18 protein-coding genes and 1 tRNA gene are annotated in these 16,273 nt (G+C 60.1%); 7 read left to right on the top strand and 12 right to left on the bottom strand.

Annotated elements, in window-relative coordinates; genetic code table 11:
* Window positions 1-30: 30 nt before the first annotated feature.
* Window positions 31-1,431 carry an MFS transporter gene (locus ACQZ6F_RS10000; protein WP_449091925.1) on the bottom strand — a complete coding sequence of 467 codons (1,401 nt, stop codon included), beginning with the start codon at window positions 1,429-1,431 and terminating at the stop codon, window positions 31-33.
* A 120-nt stretch (window positions 1,432-1,551) separates the two neighbouring features.
* Between ACQZ6F_RS10000 and ACQZ6F_RS09995 the strand changes: the two genes are divergently transcribed.
* A complete protein-coding gene (locus ACQZ6F_RS09995) occupies window positions 1,552-2,547 on the top strand; it encodes a LysR family transcriptional regulator (protein ID WP_449091926.1) in 996 nt (331 codons plus the stop codon).
* Between the two features lie 21 nt (window positions 2,548-2,568).
* Window positions 2,569-3,075 (top strand): GNAT family N-acetyltransferase, encoded by a 507-nt coding sequence (locus ACQZ6F_RS09990; protein WP_449091927.1) that lies wholly within the window; start codon window positions 2,569-2,571, stop codon window positions 3,073-3,075.
* On the opposite strand, the gene ACQZ6F_RS09985 is transcribed toward ACQZ6F_RS09990, so the two are convergent.
* On the bottom strand, window positions 3,072-3,533 hold the full coding sequence (locus tag ACQZ6F_RS09985) for a cupin domain-containing protein (RefSeq protein ID WP_449091928.1): 462 nt from the start codon (window positions 3,531-3,533) through the stop codon (window positions 3,072-3,074). The two genes, ACQZ6F_RS09990 and ACQZ6F_RS09985, sit on opposite strands and share 4 nt — an antisense overlap.
* A 347-nt stretch (window positions 3,534-3,880) precedes the next feature.
* Between ACQZ6F_RS09985 and ACQZ6F_RS09980 the strand changes: the two genes are divergently transcribed.
* The 3 genes from ACQZ6F_RS09980 (at window position 3,881) to ACQZ6F_RS09970 (ending at window position 6,158) form a co-directional block, all read left to right on the top strand.
* Complete coding sequence (locus ACQZ6F_RS09980) at window positions 3,881-4,090, top strand: cold-shock protein (RefSeq protein WP_077471897.1); 210 nt, start codon at window positions 3,881-3,883, stop codon at window positions 4,088-4,090.
* A gap of 130 nt (window positions 4,091-4,220) precedes the next feature.
* Entirely contained in the window at window positions 4,221-4,412 is a 192-nt protein-coding gene (locus tag ACQZ6F_RS09975; RefSeq protein WP_449091929.1) for a hypothetical protein, read from the top strand.
* Window positions 4,413-4,583: 171 nt separating this feature from the next.
* Complete coding sequence (locus tag ACQZ6F_RS09970; RefSeq protein ID WP_449091930.1) at window positions 4,584-6,158, top strand: AAA family ATPase; 1,575 nt, start codon at window positions 4,584-4,586, stop codon at window positions 6,156-6,158.
* Window positions 6,159-6,471: 313 nt separating this feature from the next.
* Here ACQZ6F_RS09970 and ACQZ6F_RS09965 read toward each other — a convergent pair.
* The 4 genes from ACQZ6F_RS09965 to xylF all read right to left on the bottom strand — a co-directional run bounded on the left by ACQZ6F_RS09965 (window position 6,472) and on the right by xylF (window position 10,163).
* Window positions 6,472-6,548, bottom strand: a tRNA-Arg gene (locus tag ACQZ6F_RS09965).
* 164 nt (window positions 6,549-6,712) lie between these two features.
* Window positions 6,713-7,495 carry an ATP-binding cassette domain-containing protein gene (locus ACQZ6F_RS09960; protein ID WP_449091931.1) on the bottom strand — a complete coding sequence of 261 codons (783 nt, stop codon included), beginning with the start codon at window positions 7,493-7,495 and terminating at the stop codon, window positions 6,713-6,715.
* 15 nt (window positions 7,496-7,510) lie between these two features.
* The gene (locus ACQZ6F_RS09955) at window positions 7,511-8,824 is read right to left on the bottom strand and encodes a sugar ABC transporter permease (protein ID WP_077471924.1); all 1,314 of its coding nucleotides are present in this window, start codon (window positions 8,822-8,824) and stop codon (window positions 7,511-7,513) included.
* Between the two features lie 298 nt (window positions 8,825-9,122).
* Window positions 9,123-10,163 carry a D-xylose ABC transporter substrate-binding protein gene (gene xylF / locus ACQZ6F_RS09950; RefSeq protein ID WP_068401291.1) on the bottom strand — a complete coding sequence of 347 codons (1,041 nt, stop codon included), beginning with the start codon at window positions 10,161-10,163 and terminating at the stop codon, window positions 9,123-9,125.
* A gap of 223 nt (window positions 10,164-10,386) precedes the next feature.
* On the opposite strand from xylF, the gene ACQZ6F_RS09945 reads away from it, so the two are divergent.
* Window positions 10,387-11,628 (top strand): ROK family protein, encoded by a 1,242-nt coding sequence (locus tag ACQZ6F_RS09945; RefSeq protein ID WP_449091932.1) that lies wholly within the window; start codon window positions 10,387-10,389, stop codon window positions 11,626-11,628.
* A 45-nt stretch (window positions 11,629-11,673) separates the two neighbouring features.
* Here the strand turns inward: ACQZ6F_RS09945 and ACQZ6F_RS09940 are convergent, their stop codons facing one another.
* The 4 genes from ACQZ6F_RS09940 to iolG all read right to left on the bottom strand — a co-directional run bounded on the left by ACQZ6F_RS09940 (window position 11,674) and on the right by iolG (window position 14,150).
* Complete coding sequence (locus ACQZ6F_RS09940) at window positions 11,674-12,297, bottom strand: ATP-dependent Clp protease proteolytic subunit (protein ID WP_449091933.1); 624 nt, start codon at window positions 12,295-12,297, stop codon at window positions 11,674-11,676.
* Window positions 12,298-12,344: 47 nt separating this feature from the next.
* Entirely contained in the window at window positions 12,345-12,701 is a 357-nt protein-coding gene (locus tag ACQZ6F_RS09935) for an SRPBCC family protein (protein ID WP_077471889.1), read from the bottom strand.
* Entirely contained in the window at window positions 12,698-13,012 is a 315-nt protein-coding gene (locus ACQZ6F_RS09930; protein WP_077471888.1) for an ArsR/SmtB family transcription factor, read from the bottom strand. The genes ACQZ6F_RS09935 and ACQZ6F_RS09930 overlap by 4 nt, the downstream gene beginning before the upstream one ends.
* A 145-nt stretch (window positions 13,013-13,157) precedes the next feature.
* On the bottom strand, window positions 13,158-14,150 hold the full coding sequence (gene iolG / locus ACQZ6F_RS09925) for an inositol 2-dehydrogenase (RefSeq protein WP_077471887.1): 993 nt from the start codon (window positions 14,148-14,150) through the stop codon (window positions 13,158-13,160).
* A 230-nt stretch (window positions 14,151-14,380) separates the two neighbouring features.
* Here iolG and ACQZ6F_RS09920 point away from each other — a divergent pair, with 230 nt between their 5' ends.
* A complete protein-coding gene (locus ACQZ6F_RS09920; RefSeq protein WP_068401274.1) occupies window positions 14,381-14,641 on the top strand; it encodes a hypothetical protein in 261 nt (86 codons plus the stop codon).
* Here ACQZ6F_RS09920 and ACQZ6F_RS09915 read toward each other — a convergent pair whose 3' ends face one another.
* The gene (locus ACQZ6F_RS09915) at window positions 14,642-15,103 is read right to left on the bottom strand and encodes a hypothetical protein (protein WP_449091934.1); all 462 of its coding nucleotides are present in this window, start codon (window positions 15,101-15,103) and stop codon (window positions 14,642-14,644) included.
* 75 nt (window positions 15,104-15,178) lie between these two features.
* The gene (locus ACQZ6F_RS09910) at window positions 15,179-16,186 is read right to left on the bottom strand and encodes a LysR family transcriptional regulator (protein ID WP_077471885.1); all 1,008 of its coding nucleotides are present in this window, start codon (window positions 16,184-16,186) and stop codon (window positions 15,179-15,181) included.
* Between the last annotated feature and the right edge of the window lie 87 nt (window positions 16,187-16,273).

The raw sequence follows: 16,273 nt of genomic DNA, 5'->3' as shown, positions 1-16,273 counted from the left end.
TCATTGACGAGCGGGTCGCGCTGTTCCGGCCTATTCGGCGGCCTGGTAGTTGACGCTTCTTGCAGCCGATGTCCGCGGACCGACGGCGGCCAGCAGCGTTATGGCGGCGGCTAGGATCGTCACGAAGCCGATGCCGGCGATATAGGGGTTCCAGCCATAGCTGGGCGCTGCGCTGAAGACGGCCGAGGTCGCCGCCAGGATGATGCCGCCGCCAATCTGGAAGGAGGCAAACAGCATGCCTGAAGCGAGACCCGACTTATCCTCTTCGATATCGGACAGGGCTGCGACCTGAATGGACGGATAGGTCATGGCATAGCCGACGCCAAGCAGCAGCTGTGAGACGGCGACGAGCAGGATCGTATCGATCTGGCCGGCCGACAGCGCCCAGAAGAGATAGCTGATGGCCTGCAAGCCAACGCCAAAGGTCATCAGCAGGGTCGTGCCGCGGGCCTGCCCGATGGTGGCAAAGCGCGGGGCAAGGAACATGACGCAGACGCCGCCGATGGCAAAGGCGAAGCCGGTGGCGAAGGCCGACCAGCCGACGACGGTCTGGTAGTACAGCGTCGCGATGAACTGGAAGCCGACATAGGCCCCCTGGAACAGCGCGGCGATGGCATTGGCGTGGCTGAGCTTGGCGCGGCGGAACATGGCCAGCGGCACCATCGGATCGCTATGGCGCGATTCGACCAGCAGGAAGAGCAAGATCAGCACCAGGGCTGCCACCAGCGACCCCCAGGTTGCAAATGCCTGCCAGCCGTCGACGGCGGCATTGGTGACGCCGAAGACGAAGAGCAGCAGTCCGGGCGTGATGGTGATGGCGCCGGCCCAGTCGAAGTGGGCGCTCGGGCCGGTTCGCTTGGGGTCTGGCGGCAGGACGAGGGGGGCGACGATCAGCGCGAGGATGGCGACCGGTGCACCCATGACGATGGTTGCCCGCCAACTGATGATTGTAGCCGCGCCGCCGAGCACCATGCCGAGCACGAAGCCGGCAGCACCCGTCGAGGAGAATACACCGAGCGCCTTGGCGCGGGCTTTGCCGTCTGCAAAGACGGAGAGCAGGAGTGCAAGGGCGGCCGGGGCGGTGAAGGCGGCGGCGATGCCCTTGACAAGGCGCGCAGCAATCAGGGTCGGTGCGCTATCGACGAAGCCGCCGGCAATGCTGGCGGCGGCAAAGACGGCAAGCGACCAGAGAAACACGCGGCGGTGGCCGAAAAGATCGGCGACGCGGCCGCCGAGCAGCAGAAAGCCGCCATAGCCGAGCACATAGGCGCTGACGGCCCATTGCAGCGAAGTGGCCTGCATGCCGAGCTCTTTCTGGATCGCGGGCAGGGCCACCCCAATGGTGGAGACGTCCATGGCGTCCAGGAAGTTGGCGGCGCATAAAAGCAGCAACGCCAATCCAGCCCCGCTTCGGGTTTGGGAAGAAGTCATCGGGATCGTTCCTTTCTATGCTGTCGCCTCTTGGGAGGTTGAAAGCGGCAGGGAACGAGAAAATGTACATCTTCAAACCCTATTGCAAATTGATAGTAACCATGTCAGGTATTACTGACGATGATGAATGATGCGACACTTCGAAAAATCGATCTCAATCTGCTGCTCGCCTTTTCCGTGCTGATGCAGGAGCGGAATGTCAGTCGCGCGGCCGAGCGCCTGTTGCTCGGTCAGCCGGGTCTTTCCGCAGCACTTCGTCGGTTGCGCGAAACGCTTGACGATGAATTGTTCGTGCGTGTCGGCCGCGGTCTGCAGCCGACGCCGCGGGCGCTTTCCATTGCGCCGGCGATCGAGGATGCGCTTTCCGGCATCGAGCGAGCCATTCGCCCGCCGGCCGCCTTTGATCCGAGGGATTGGCAGGGCGAGTTCCGCCTCGGCATGTGCGACAATCTCGAATCCTCCTTCTTCGGGCCGCTGGTGGCAAGGCTGCGTCAGGAAGCGCCGAATGCGCGGCTGGTCAGCGTGGCCTTCGACAGGCGCGATGCAGCACGCCTGCTCGACGAGGGTGCTTACGATTTCAGCATCTCCGTGCATGACGAGCCCGCTTCCTGGCATGTTCGCGCGCCGCTGTTCGAGCAGGCGTCGCTCTGCATCTACGACCCCCGCCATCTGAAATGCGCGGCACCGCTCACCCTCAAGCATTTTGCCAATGCGCCGCATGTGATCGTCTCCATCGAAGGCACCATAGCCACGAATGTGGATGCCGCTCTCGCGCGCCTCGGCCATCGTCGTCAGGTGGTGGCGACTGCGCCGCGTTTTTCGGCTTTGCCGATGACCCTGCAGGCCATTCCGGCGATTGCGACCGTGCCGGAATCCGTTGCCCGCTGCATGGCGAAGCTGCACGACCTGGCAATCTCGGTGCCGCCCCTCGATCTGCCGGCCGACCCCGTGACCATGCTCTATCGACGTGTCGACCAGGCCGACAGCCGCGCAGTGTGGCTACGCCGCCTGTTCGTCGAGGTGGTGACGGATGCGCTGAGAGCAAGCGGCTGCAGTATGGGCGTCTCCACCGACGCTTGCTGCTACGACCCGCCTGTCTTGGCCGAGGCGGTCTAACCCTTTTCGAAGGCGCTCCTCATGGTTCGGCATACACAACGTCTGTCTCTGCGTGCGCCGGAAGACGGGGATCTCGTCTTCCTCACCGAGCTGTTTTCCCGCCCCGAGCTTGTCGTCCACCGGCCCGACCCAACGCCTGATTCACCGGAAGAGAGCGCCCGGCGCCTTGCCCGCGATAGGGCACATTGGCGCCTGCATGGCTTCGGCCGCTGGGCGGTCGAGGCGGAGGGTCGGCTGATCGGCTTCGGCGGCGTCACCGTCTCGACGGAGTTTGACGGGCTCAACATATCCTATCATCTCCATCCCGATTGCTGGGGAAGCGGCTACGCGACAGAACTTGTCAGGGAGGCATTGGCCTTCTCATTCAGTGACTTGAGCGCCAAGCGGGTGATCGGCCTCGTTCGCCCCGTCAACCTGGCCTCGCGCCGCGTGCTGGAGAAATGCGGCTTCGGCTTCAGGCGGGACGTGATGCTGCATGGCGCGCCGACGCATCTGTTCTCCTGCGGGCCGGAAGCGCTCTCGGCCTAGCCGTCGGGATAGGGCATGCCATCCTTGTGCACGAACCGTCCATCCGTGCTGGAGCTCATCATGTCGATATCGGAGCAGGTGATGAGGTCGGTCGGCGAGCGTGTCCCCGCTTCGAGATAGATGGCTGTTGTGTCCGACTTGTTGATCAGGTGATGCCCGTTTCCGGACCCCTTCGGGAAGGCCGCACAATCGCCGGCGCGCAGCACCGTCTCGCCGCCATCCTCGATAAGCGTCAACTCGCCCTCCAGCACATAGACGAACTCGTCCTCTTGCGAATGCCAATGCCGCTGGCTCGACCAATTGCTCGGTGGCAGCCGCATGAGATTGACCCCAAAATCGGTGAGCCCGCCGGCATCGCCCAGCCGCTGCCGAATGCGCTCGGTACAGGGATCGTTGAATGGCGCGGGATAACGGGTGCCCTTGATCTTCGGTATGGCGGCAACATCGATCTTCGGCATGAGGGGGTGCCTGTGATTTGTTGAGAGGGGCTGGTGCATATTCGAGTTTAGCAAAACTCGCCCTTGCTGGTCCAGTTGGTCAAACGTCGAGCCGGTGGCCCGGCATTCGCTTCGCTGTGAGCCCTGAAGCGAAATCTGCAATCACCAGCTCTGCGACCGGGAAAACTATCGGTTGACTCCATGGTGGATGCTGCTACTGATGGTTTGTCGATCTTTTGCTTGCCGAACTTTGGTTACCGCGCGACTGGCACCGCGCTTAAACGAGCTTCCCTTTCAAAATCCATCGCTATCACCGTCCGAGAAGCTTTGCTTCCGGTATCTCAATCTATGCTTTGAAAGGGTTCATCATGACCACAGGCACAGTAAAATGGTTCAATTCCACCAAGGGCTTCGGCTTCATTCAGCCTGACGACGGCGGCGCTGACGCGTTCGTCCACATCTCGGCTGTCGAACGCGCTGGAATGCGCGAAATCGTCGAAGGCCAGAAGATCGGCTACGATCTCGAGCGCGACGTCAAGTCGGGCAAGTTGTCGGCCTGCAACCTGCAGGCAGCCTAATCAAAACGGCTCACCCTTTGACCACGGATGTACTGGCACTGGGAAGAGCATGTTTATTTGGAAGGCCGGGCATTGCCCGGCTTTCTTTCGTTTCGCAAGCAAGTCTTGCATCTGTCGGGAGGAGACATCCATGACACAGACCTACAGCAAGTCCAGACAACAGGCCGAGATCGCATTCGGCAATGCTCAATCGCAGTTCTTCGCGCGCAATCAGGCGGTCGAGGAAATCGACGCCGCCGAACAAGCGCTTCGGGAAAAGACCGCCAGGCTTCGCGCTGCGCGGCTCGCCCGCGAAGCGAAGACCGACGCTAGTCGCGGTTGAAGAGAGGCCGGTAGCCGCACGGAACCTGTACCTCAGGCGTCTATGCTATTTTCTTCAAGGCCTTCCATGCCGGTGCCATCATGCACCTAGCCTGCTTTCGCGTTTTGCGCGATACAATGCGTTAGTTAATGGCAGCTAGGGTGGTGGACAGTGCGCATTGCAAGTATGAGGATGAAAAAATTTCGGCGATTTGAGGATCTCGAAATACGAGATATTCCACCTGACGCGAAACTAGTGGTGCTTGCCGGGCCGAATGGCTCAGGCAAGTCCTCTGTATTCGATGGCCTTGTGACGCGCTACAGGCCAATCGTTGGGTACGGCTGGAGCGGAGATCTCCGGTATTACAACAGGCTCGATGATAAGGATAACGCGATTCATCAAAGGATCGAATTGACCACGCATGAGGACATCCCTTTATCTCGTGGTTCGCTATACGTGCGCACCGCTCATCGAAATGATCCGGACTTTGTAACGAATTCACTCAGCCGTCAGCCTGAAATTCTCCACAGCTTCAATGTGCAACGTCTGATCGAAGGTGATGCCACCGTCGGTCAGAACTATGGGCGGTTGGCCGCCCAGGCGCTGGAGGATGTCTTCATCAATGAGGCAGCTTCGACGACGATGGGCGACTATAGGGATAGGCTTATAGGAGAAGTCCGAGAGCCATTGAACCGCCTCTTTCCAGGGCTGATTTTCACCGGTGTTGGCAATCCGCTCGAACATGGCACGTTTCAGTTTGAAAAGGGAGCGACTAAAAGCTTCGACTACAAAAACCTATCAGGCGGTGAGAAAGCGGCGTTTGATCTAATTTTGGACATCGTTGTAAAGCGGAAGAGCTATGCTCGTGCTATCTACTGCATCGACGAGCCCGAGGCACACGTGAGCACCAAGATACAAGGTGCGTTGCTCGGCGAACTGATCGGTCTTTTGCCGAGCGAGTCGCAACTATGGATCGCGTCGCACTCAATTGGCATGATGCGGAAAGCGCGGGAACTATACGACGCCGACCCGAATGCAATTGTCTTCCTGGATTTCAGTGGCCACGATTTCGATAAGGCTACGACCATCACCCCTTCCAAGCCGACTCGCGCGTTTTGGGAGAGCATCATGAATGTCGCACTGGACGATCTAGCCACTCTAATTGCACCTCGTGAGGTTGTGATTTGTGAAGGCAATCCAGCAGGGCCGATTGAAGGGAGGAACGCTGAGCACGATGCACGCGTCTACTCAACAATCTTCGCTGAGGAATTGCCTGATGTAACCTTTATCTCTGCCGGCAGCTCCAATCAGGTAGCCGGCGACTTCCTAGGCCTCGCTGCTGTACTGCCAAAGGTGGCGGCCGGCATGAATGTGAGGCGGCTTATCGATCGCGACGACCATGCTCCAGCGGATATTACGACATACAACAATCAGGGCATCACCGTACTGGGTCGGCGTCATATTGAGTCCTACCTCTATGATGATGAGGTTCTGACAGCGCTATGTGTTTCTGTAGGCAAACCAGGAGATGCGTCGGCGCTGCTCGCCGCTAAGGCGCAGGCGATCGCCGCCAGCAGCGCCCGTAGCAATCCCACGGATGATATCAAGTCTGCTGCCGGCAAGATCTACACTGAGGCGAAACGCATCTTAGCCCTAACTCAAGTCGGTAACGCACAAACCGCTTTTGCTCGGAACACTTTGGCACCGTTAGTGAAGCCCGGCATGGCTGTTTACGCGGAGCTGAAACGTGACATCTTCGGCACGTGAGGATATTCACAAGTTTAATAGGCAGAGCTTTATGATAAGAGCCCCTCGATGACAAAGCTGAAAGCGCCCTATCATCGTAGCAAAATTCACGAACCTCGCGTTCGGCAACGTTCGAACCGCTGCCGATTAGTTGTCGTGGCGCGACCTCCGGTAAGCTCGCTGGAGCGGCAGGCTTTAAAGAGGTATCTGTTGCCATTTGAAATTGCGCCCTGTGCCACGTGATTTTGCGCGCCACAGCCGCGCCACAGCTTCCTATATGCTTCCCGCGGACATTTTATAAGAATGGGTCTTAACGGTAACCGCTTGAAAACGTTGGCGCACCCGACAGGATTCGAACCTGTGACCTTTGGAATCGGAATCCAACACTCTATCCAGCTGAGCTACGGGTGCATGCCTGAGGCGGGTTGAATCGCCTGTCCGATGGCTGGTTCTTAGCCTAGGAAGCGCTTGGCATCAATGCGGAAAATTCAGGAAAGCGCAGATCGGTGATTTTGAATGAGAAAGGCCGCGGGCTTTTGGCGCGCGGCCTTCTTGTCGTGGGTGGGCGCTTCGGCCTATTCGCGCATCGCGCCGGGGCCGGGGATGGCCTTGGACGGCACTTTGCCGAGGATGATCATGCCCAGCACTTCGTCCTTGGTGACGTCTTCGGTGCGGGCGTGGCCGACGACCTGGCCGTTTTTCATGACCGAGACGCGGTCGGCGAGGTCGAAGACGTCGTGGATGTCGTGGCTGATGAGGAAGATGCCGATGCCTTCCTTCTTCAGCTGCTTGATCAGCTCACCGACCTGCGCCGTTTCCTGGGGCCCGAGCGCCGCCGTCGGCTCGTCCATGATGAGGATGCGGGCGTCGAAGAGGATGGCGCGGGCGATCGCCACCGACTGGCGCTGGCCGCCCGAAAGCGCCTTCACCGGTTCCTTGAAGCGCTTGAAGTTGGGGTTGAGGCGCCCCATCACTTCGCGGGCCTTGGCTTCCATGGCGACGTCGTCGAGCGTGCCCCAGCGGGTCTGCAACTCGCGGCCGAGATAGAGATTGGCAGCGGCGTCGACATTGTCGGCGACGGCGAGCGTCTGGTAGATCGTCTCGATGCCGTATTTCTTGGCGTCGCGCGGGCTGCGGATATCGACGGGCTCGCCGTTGATCAGGATATCGCCGCTATCGCGCTTGTAGGCGCCGGAGAGGATCTTGATCAGCGTCGACTTGCCGGCGCCGTTATGGCCGAGAAGGGCTACGACTTCGCCGGGGTAGAGGTCCACCGAGGCATTGTCGACCGCGTGGATGCCGCCGAAGGAGATGGAAATGTTCTTCATTTCCACAAGCGGAGTGGTTTGATCCGTCATGGTTCAGAATTCCTTTTACTTGGCGCGCGAGCGATAGACGATGTCGAGCCAGACGGCGATGACCAGCACGACGCCGACGACGACGTTCTGGATCGGTGTATCGACATTGGCCAGGCCCATGCCCGACTGCAGCGATTGCATCACCAGGGCGCCGAGCATGGCGCCGGCGATCGTGCCGCTGCCGCCGGCAAGAGAGGTGCCGCCGATGACGGCTGCTGCGATGGTGAAGAGTTCGTAGGTCGTGCCCTGCGAATTGGCGGCGGCGTTCAGGCGGGCCGTGGAGATGGCCGCGGCGACGGCTGCGAGCAGGCCCATCAGCGCGAAGATGCGCACCGTCACCCAGCGGGTCTTGATGCCGGCGAGTTCGGCTGCTTCCGGATTGCCGCCGATGGCGAAGACATAGCGGCCGAAACGCAGGCGCGTGGCGATGAAGGTCATGACAATGCCGATGCCGACGGCGATCAGCACGGGTACGGCGATGCCGTAGGGGATGTCGAGACCGGTTTCCGGCCAGGGAATATTATGTTCGGTCGCGTATTTCTTGGCGATACCGACAGGCCAGTAATAGATGCTGAAGATGTAGATGGTGCCGAGTACGAGGGCCGAGCCCAGGATGGCAAGGAAATATTCAGCCCAGAGTGGCCGGCGCGGGAAGTTGAAGCGCTTGCGCTGATGGCGCTCGCCGATAATGCCGAGAACGATCATCAGGCAGGCAAGAATGCCGAGGATCCAGCTCCATGTCGCGCCGATCGAGCCTTCGGCGCCGCCGCCCATGATGCGGAATGTGGCGTCGAGCGGAGCGACCGTCTGGCCGCTGGTGACATACCAGGCAAGCCCGCGCCAGGCGAGCAGGCCGCCAAGGGTGACGATGAAGGAGGGTACGTTGAAGAAAGCGATGATGACGCCCTGGAACGTGCCGAGCAGGGTTCCGATGATCAGGCCGCAGATCAGCGTGATGACCCAGGTCCACGAGCTGTCGAAGCCGAGATATTGCGGCAGCCACTTGGCCTGAATGACGCCCATGATCATGGCGACGAAACCGAGCAGCGAACCGACCGACAGGTCGATGTTGCGGGTGACGATGACCAGCACCATGCCGGTCGCAAGCACTGCGATCTCGCAGGTTTGGACGGACAGGTTCCAGAGGTTTCTGGGGGTCAGGAACAGGCCGCCGGTATAGACGTCAAAGCCGATCCAGATGATCAGCAGCGCGCCGATCATGCCAAGCAGGCGCGTATCGATTTCGGTGGCGCGCAGGAAGCGCGTAAATGCGCCTTCCTCCGATTTGCGCGGACCGCTCGATGTTGTGGAATGTGTCATGTCGGCCATCGCTTTGCCGTTCTCCCACTTGTTGGGCGCAGGCCCGCGAATGCTTTCTTGTCTTTCGCTGGCAGTATCCGCGCTGGTCTTCATAGACGCCATCGCCCGCCCACCCGGTTTTTTCCGGTTCCACGGCCGCCATCCGGCAGGCCGATCGGATATGCGATGACGCAACTCAAATACGGGAACCCGACATTTCCGTTGCATACGGACTTATGTCTGCTTCCTATCCGCGTTCGACGCCGCAATGGAAAGTCCCTTGCGGCGTCGGCATTACATTCGGGTCAACCCGTCAAAGGTCTCTTGCTTACTTGCAAGCAGCAACGCTGCCGGCCTTTACGCCCTGGCAAGCTTCAGCCTTGGAGATCCAGCCGGCGTCGATGACGACGTTCAGATTGTCCTTGGTGATAGCAATCGGGGTCAGGAAGACGGACTTCATGGCAACATGCTTCGGGCCGCCGTTGAAGGTCTGGACGCCGTCGATCTGGTCCTGGGTCTTGCCGCCGGCAAGAGACAGGGCGATTTCAGCGGCGCGCTTGCCGAGCTCACGCGAGTCCTTCCAGACCGAAACGGTCTGCGTGCCGAGCGCGATGCGGTTCAGGGCAGCCTTGTCGGCGTCCTGGCCGGAAACCGGAACGGAGCCGGCCAGACCCTGGGCGTCGAGAGCAGCAACAGCGCCGCCGGCGGTGCCGTCGTTGGAAGCGACGACCGCGTCAACCTTGTTGTTGTTGGCAGTCAGGAACTGTTCCATGTTGCGCTGCGCGTTCTGCGGCAGCCAGCCGTCCGTGTAGGCTTCGCCGACATTCTTGATCTTGCCGGCGTCGATGGCGGACTTCAGCACTTCGATCTGGCCGGAGAAGAGGAAGTCGGCATTCGGGTCGGACGACGAGCCCTTGATGAAGACGTAGTTGCCTGCCGGCTTTGCCTTCAGGACTTCGCGAGCCTGCATGCGGCCCACTTCCTTGTTGTCGAAGGTAATGTAGAAGGCGGCCGGATTTTCGATCAGGCGATCGTAACCGACGACCGGAATGCCTTCGTCGGCGGCCTTTTCGACGGCCGGGCCGATAGCATCAGAGTCCTGAGCGAGGATGATGAGCGCGTTGGCGCCCTGGGAAATCAGGGATTCAACGTCGGTCAGCTGCTTGGAAGCGGAAGACTGCGCATCGGCGGAAATATACTTGGCGCCGGCTGCTGCGAGTGCCTTCTTGATGGCGGCTTCGTCGGTCTTCCAACGCTCTTCCTGGAAGTTCGACCAGGAAACGCCAACGACCAGATCCTTGGCAAATGCCGCTGTCTGCATGGTCAAAACGATGGCCGCGCCCGCAGCCAGCTTAACAAAAGCTTTCATATTATCCTCCCGAGTGAATGCGACCGCGCGTGTCCTGAAGCTCCCGTCGGCCGCCGCGATAATGCTGACGAGGAAAGATTTGGATTATTTTCTCGACAGTCGAGAAATTTAGTGTCAGAGATTTTTTCAACTGTCAACACCCGCACTGCCAGGTTTCATCGGCCATCCGAAAAGAGCCACCTGGAGATGCGGAGGGAGGGTGGAATGAGTAGGAGGCTTGACGATGCTGGCCAAATCGAGCACCGAATTGGTCCGTCAGAGAAACAGTGCCCTGGTGCTGTCGGCACTGCGCCGGCACGGCCCTCTCGCCCATACCGAACTTTCTGATTTCACAAAGCTTTCATCTGCGACCGTATCGGTTATCACCGCCGATCTGGAGCGGGCGCAGATCATCGAAAAGGCCGAGCAACAGGCGGCCAGCGGCCGCGGGCGGCCGCGCGTCCTGTTCTCGCAACGGCGCGATTGCGGCTATCTCATCGTCGTCGTCATCTCTTCGGATGCCGTGCAATATTCGCTTGTGGATTATACCGGGCGGCTGATCGACCGCTTCAGCGAAGATCGACCACAGGAAGTCTCCGGCGTCAGCTCATTCATAGTGGGTCTACGCGAGGCATTGAACCGGATTGTCGCCCGTTCGCAGCTTTCGCGCGACAAGGTCTTGATGATTTCGATCAGCAGCAAGGGCCTGGTGGATGCCTCGGGGCCAGTGCTGCGCTGGTCGCCGATCTTCGGGCGTGACGAGATCGATTTTGCCGCTGTGCTGCGCGACGAGTGGCCGGCGAAGACCATTCTGGGAAACGAGACGCTGCTGGTCGCGGCTGCGCTGGGGCAGCAGGAGGAGAACAGGGCCGGGTCGGATTTTCGGGCATTGACGGCTCTGTCGCTCGGCCACAGCATCGGCCTTGGCATCGCGCGGCGCGACGATGAAGGTGGCCACCAGATATCGGCGCCGAACTTCGGGCATATGATGCATGTGCCCGGCGGCGCGCTCTGCCGCTGCGGCGCGCGCGGATGTATCGAGGCCTATGCCGGTTTTTACGCCATGCTTCGCACGGCCTTCGATGTGCCGCTCGATACCATTCCGGCAAAGTTCGTTCCGATTGCCGAGCTGGACAAGATCGCGGCCAGTGCGCGGCATGGCGGGCGGCGCAACGTGCTGGCGTTTCGCCAGGCGGGGCTGGCGCTCGGCAATGGCCTGTCGCGGGTGTTGAGCCTGCATGAGCGCATGCCGATCGTCATCACCGGCCCGGGCGTGCGTTACTACGACCTGCTCATCGAGGGCATGATCGAGGGATTGGCGGAATCGCATGTCGTGCGCATGGAGGGCATGCCCGAGCTGCGCGTCGTTGCCGACGAGCAGACCCTGGTTTTCGAAGGGCATCTCAACCGCGCCCTTTCGATCATCGACAATGATATCGTCAGGAAGGGGGCTACGGTCATCGAACTGCGTGGCGAAGCCGGCTGAGGAATCACGATGGGGCAGGTCGCGGTCACGCGGCCGCCATTGCGATCAATTCGCCAGAGCTTCGGCCTGCTCTTCCTTGCGAACATGCAGGATGCGGTCGATGAGGCCCCATTCCAATGCCTCTTCCGCCGTCATGAAGTAATCCCGGTCCATGGCGCGTTCGAATTCCTCATAGGCGCGGCCGCAATGCTCGGCGTAAAGCCGCGTCATGCGGTGCTTGGTGCGCTTGATCTCCTCGGCGTGGATGAGCATGTCGGAGGCCTGGCCCTGGAAGCCGCCCAGGGGCTGATGGATGTGAATGCTGGCGTTTGGCAGGGCGGTACGCTCGCCCGGCTCGCCGGCCATCAGCAGGAAGGATCCCATCGAGCGGGCGGTTCCCATGCATAGCGTATGCACCGGCGCACGGATGTGGCGCATGGTGTCGTACATGGCAAGGCCGCTGGTGACGACGCCGCCCGGCGAATTGACATAAAGGCTGATCGGTTTTTTCGGATTTTCCGCCTCGAGAAACAGCAGTTGTGCGCAGACCAGCGCCGAGACGGCATCGTTCACCTCGCCATTGAGGAAGATGATCCGCTCGCGCAGAAGCCGGGAATAGATGTCGAAGGACCTTTCCCCGCTGGTGGATTGTTCAACGACCATAGGGACGAGTTGCATCGCTTCGCGCATTGGCGAACTCCAATCTTTCAGAATTGTCGTGTGAGAGCTTCGTCGCGTCAGGCGGCGAGCATAAGCGGGCCGTTGCTGTTTGCGGCGGCGCCCGTCATCCGGTCGACCCTTGCGTCGGTAAGCGTGTGGATGATCCGCAAGCTTGTACCGCCTGATGCGTTCGGGATAACGGTGAACGTTACCGTGCTTTCAAGGAACGGCGGGGCGTTATCCCTCATCCGGTAGCGAACTTCCTGGCCCGGCGTGATCGAGGTCGCTTCAGGATCGGCCAAAGCGTCGCTCGGCAGCCAGCTTTCCCGAAATTCGGGGATGCTGATGGCGCGCCAGACCTTTTGCGGCGGTTCGTCGAAGTCGTATTCGAGCTCGATGTCGTGCTCGCGTTTTTCGGTCTTTCCGTCGTTCATTGATCCATATCCTTCAGCAAGACCTTGAGAGCTTCCATGCGCGCGGGCCAGTAGGCGCGATACTTCGCCAGCCATTGGGCTATAAGCGCCAATCCCTCAGGATCGACCTGATAGTTCACAAAGCGCCCCTGTCGCTCTTCCCTGACGAGGCCGGCACCGCGAAGAACAGAAAGATGCTGCGACATCGCCGGCTGGCTGATCTCCATGCCTTCACGCAGGGTGCTGGCGTTCATGCCGCCTGCCGCAAGCTTCTCGAAGATTGCGCGACGGGTCGGGTCAGCCAAAGCTCGGAATATCTCATTTTCGATCATGGAAACAGATAAGCACGCGCTTATGTGATTTGCAAGAGCTATTCGTTCGAAATCCTCCAGGCAGGATCAAAACGAAAGCCCGCCGCAAACGATTTGCGACGGGCTTTTGCGATTATACATGTTTGGAGCGCGGCCAAGCCCTGGTTCAGCCGACTTTCACCAGCCGGCCTTCTTTGACCGATTGCAGTGCCGCATCCGCCAGTTTCAGGGCTGCGAGCCCGTCGGCGCCGGATGGGGTGATGGTGGCGCCCTTTTCGACAGCGGCGATGAAGCTGGCGATTTCGTTGGCATAGGCTTCGGTATAGCGGGTCATGAAGAAATCATGCAGCGGCGGCCGGGTGTAGCCGTCGCCATTGGCGACTTCGATCGAGAAGGGGCGCTGGTTTTCAGCCGCTACCATTCCCTTCGAACCGTGGATTTCGATGCGCTGATCATAGCCGTAGGTGGCGCGGCGGGAGTTGGAGATGACGGCCTGCTTGCCGGATGCCGTCTGGAGGATGACGGAAACGCTGTCGTAGTCGCCGGCTTCGCCAATCGCCTTGTCGACCAGCACGGCGGCGGTTGCGGTGACGGCCACCGGCTCTTCGCCCAGCAGGAAGCGGGCCATGTCGAAATCATGGATGGTCATGTCGCGGAAAATGCCGCCGGAGCGCTTGATATAGTCGACGGGCGGAGCGCCCGGATCGCGCGAGGTGATCGTCACCATCTCGACGGTGCCGATGCGGCCGTCGTCGATCGCCTTCTTGACCGCCATGAAATGCGGGTCGAAGCGGCGGTTGAAGCCAACCATCAGCTTACCCTTGGTCTGCTCAACGACCTTGATGCATGCTTCGACGCGGGCGGCGTCGAGATCGACGGGCTTTTCGCAGAAGACGGCCTTGCCGGCGCGGGAGAAGCGCTCGATGAGGTCGGCATGGGTGTCGGTTGGCGTGCAGATCACGACGGCGTCGATATCCTTGGCGGCTTCGATCGCCTCGATGGTGCGCACTTCGCAGCCATAGGCAGCGGAGATCGCTTCGGCAGCAGCCGGAAATGCATCCGCAACCGCGACGAGCTTGGCGTTGGCGTCACCGCTGACGGCCTTCGCGTGCACCTTACCGATACGGCCCGCACCGAGCAGTCCAAATCTGACAGTCATTTTTACCTCCCTGGATTCGGAATAAATAAACCGAATGATGATCTATATAGAATTTTCATTCCATCTTCTAAGGGCGGCGTCAAGCCGCCTGTCCTTCACAATTCCGAAAATGATAATGGCATACCGCCTTATCCGGAATTTGCCCACGCCACCTTATTTTATTCAAACCGCTTCACAGCTTTCCCGATCATGCGCTAAGACAGGTTTCCTTGAACAGGCAAAAGAGACCCATGCAACTGATCGATCCCAGCCATCCCATCTACAAGCCGCTTTGGGTGCGGATTCTGATCGTTGCTGTCTGTTTTGGGTGGGCTGGTGTCGAGACACTCGGCTCGCAACCCTTCTGGGCCATGCTGTCCGGTGCGCTGGGGGCATACGCAGCCTGGATGCTGCTTTTGAATTTCAAGCCGCAGCCGCCTGCGGCAAATGTCGAAGCACCGCCGCAGGACGATGCCGACGAAGACGACACGCCAATCGACGAGAAGAAATGATCATCGCGTGAGGCGGCGTATGGCTTCGTCGATCAGCTGATTGGCGAGCGTCATGCGGATAGTTGCCTGCTCGCGAAATGACGGCTCCACCCGGTCCGGGTGGTTGGCCTTGGCGAAGTTGCGGCGTTTTTCGTGGAGAGCATGCAGGCTCGTGTCGGAGGTGATCGCCAGATCTGCTGCCACGTCTTCCCGCGAGGTCCGCGAAAGATGAGCCGGCATGACGGGCGGCTCCGGCTCTTTCGGCGCAGGTTCCGGTTCGGGTTGGGTGATCGGATCGCCAAGATTGTCACGATACGCCGCGTCAGCCCGATACGCCTCAGGCGTCTCGCCGCCAAGCACCGTTGCCGCAAAGCTGACATTCAGGCCGCGGATTCGATGAGCAGACTCCTCGTCTTCCGAGGTTTCCTCTTCGGAATCGAGTCGGTCGAGCACGGATTGAAACAATGATTGCTTGAACAGCATCCCAGCCTCCAGGCCCATCTCAATAGGAGCGGGAGTTGGCGTGGAGCTTGTGGCGCCCAATTTCGCGGGCGTGCTCTATAGCAAGGAGAGGTTCTTGCTCTCTTCCAGGATCATGTCGTGCAGCAGCCTGGCGCTTGGCGGCATGGCGCGCTCGCGAGCGGTGATGAGGCTGTAGGGCCTGACATCGATATCGAAATCGATCGGCAGGATGCTGGATTCGCCAGCCTGCGACGACTGCCCGCATATGAATTGCGCCATGTCGAGTGCGATGGGGGCGATCGCATCCGTCTTGCACACCACGGCAAGGGTCAGCAGCAAGGATGAGGTATTGACGACGTTTTCCGGCAGCGGCACGCCGGCGGTCAGGAAGATGTCTTCCACCTTGCGGCGGAGCAATGTGCCGGGCGGCTGGAAGACCCAGTCGTAACCGGCGAGGTCCTGCAGGCTGGCGACGCCCTTTTCGAGCAACGGGTGCCCGTTGCGCACCACGAGGCAGGCCTTTTCCACGCCGATCTCATGGGCCAGGAAAAGGCGCGGGTCGAGGTCGTCGGGGATGCGGCTGATGATGAAATCGTGGCGGGCGGCCAGAAGCTCACGCGCCAGGACATTGCTGTTCTCGACTTCGATGTTGATCTCGATGCCGGGATAGGCGCGCGTCACCCGCTGGATCGCCGGCACGACAAGGCTGATGGCCGGGGCGGTGACTGCGCCGAGGAAGACAGCGCCGCCCTTGCCGGTGCGCAAGGCGCCAAGCTCGCGTCCGGCCTCGCGCAACTCCAGCAGGATTTTTCGCGCACGCTTGGCCAGAGCAAGGCCGAAAGGGGTCAGCACGACGCCGCGGGCGACCCGTTCGTAAAGCGGACTTTTGACGATCGACTCCATTTCGGAAAGCATGCGCGAAGCCGCAGGTTGTGACATGTTCATGGTCTCGGCGGCCGCCGAAATCTGTCCGTGATCCTCGATCGTGACGATCATGCGCAGGTGGTTCAGTTTCAGACCGGCTTTCAGTAGTGTGTCGTCGCGAAAATTGTCGGAATGAATCTCAATGCCTTCGCTGACATAATCGTTATATATTTTCTCCATGACGGCCAAATTTCCCATTCGTCGGCAAAAAAGTACTATTTTTTAACACTATACCAAACTTGGTATATGTTTTGCCAGTTATTCTAT

The organism is Rhizobium sp. A22-96 (genome assembly GCF_053521805.1).
Note: the sequence above shows the minus strand (reverse complement) of the source record. Positions and strands in the feature narration are given on the sequence as shown.

Excerpts from the sequence above, each read along its gene's own strand:
- ACQZ6F_RS09960 (WP_449091931.1), bottom strand. The coding sequence starts at position 7,495 with ATGACGGATCAAACCACTCCGCTTGTGGAAATGAAGAACATTTCCATC.
- xylF (WP_068401291.1), bottom strand. The coding sequence starts at position 10,163 with ATGAAAGCTTTTGTTAAGCTGGCTGCGGGCGCGGCCATCGTTTTGACC.
- ACQZ6F_RS09910 (WP_077471885.1), bottom strand. The coding sequence starts at position 16,186 with ATGGAGAAAATATATAACGATTATGTCAGCGAAGGCATTGAGATTCAT.
- ACQZ6F_RS09935 (WP_077471889.1), bottom strand. The coding sequence starts at position 12,701 with ATGAACGACGGAAAGACCGAAAAACGCGAGCACGACATCGAGCTCGAA.
- iolG (WP_077471887.1), bottom strand. The coding sequence starts at position 14,150 with ATGACTGTCAGATTTGGACTGCTCGGTGCGGGCCGTATCGGTAAGGTG.
- ACQZ6F_RS09930 (WP_077471888.1), bottom strand. The coding sequence starts at position 13,012 with ATGATCGAAAATGAGATATTCCGAGCTTTGGCTGACCCGACCCGTCGC.
- ACQZ6F_RS09985 (WP_449091928.1), bottom strand. The coding sequence starts at position 3,533 with ATGCCGAAGATCGATGTTGCCGCCATACCGAAGATCAAGGGCACCCGT.
- ACQZ6F_RS09915 (WP_449091934.1), bottom strand. The coding sequence starts at position 15,103 with ATGCTGTTCAAGCAATCATTGTTTCAATCCGTGCTCGACCGACTCGAT.
- ACQZ6F_RS09980 (WP_077471897.1), top strand. The coding sequence starts at position 3,881 with ATGACCACAGGCACAGTAAAATGGTTCAATTCCACCAAGGGCTTCGGC.
- ACQZ6F_RS09990 (WP_449091927.1), top strand. The coding sequence starts at position 2,569 with ATGGTTCGGCATACACAACGTCTGTCTCTGCGTGCGCCGGAAGACGGG.
- ACQZ6F_RS10000 (WP_449091925.1), bottom strand. The coding sequence starts at position 1,431 with ATGACTTCTTCCCAAACCCGAAGCGGGGCTGGATTGGCGTTGCTGCTT.
- ACQZ6F_RS09975 (WP_449091929.1), top strand. The coding sequence starts at position 4,221 with ATGACACAGACCTACAGCAAGTCCAGACAACAGGCCGAGATCGCATTC.
- ACQZ6F_RS09940 (WP_449091933.1), bottom strand. The coding sequence starts at position 12,297 with ATGCGCGAAGCGATGCAACTCGTCCCTATGGTCGTTGAACAATCCACC.
- ACQZ6F_RS09970 (WP_449091930.1), top strand. The coding sequence starts at position 4,584 with ATGAAAAAATTTCGGCGATTTGAGGATCTCGAAATACGAGATATTCCA.
- ACQZ6F_RS09920 (WP_068401274.1), top strand. The coding sequence starts at position 14,381 with ATGCAACTGATCGATCCCAGCCATCCCATCTACAAGCCGCTTTGGGTG.
- ACQZ6F_RS09945 (WP_449091932.1), top strand. The coding sequence starts at position 10,387 with ATGCTGGCCAAATCGAGCACCGAATTGGTCCGTCAGAGAAACAGTGCC.
- ACQZ6F_RS09995 (WP_449091926.1), top strand. The coding sequence starts at position 1,552 with ATGATGAATGATGCGACACTTCGAAAAATCGATCTCAATCTGCTGCTC.
- ACQZ6F_RS09955 (WP_077471924.1), bottom strand. The coding sequence starts at position 8,824 with ATGGCCGACATGACACATTCCACAACATCGAGCGGTCCGCGCAAATCG.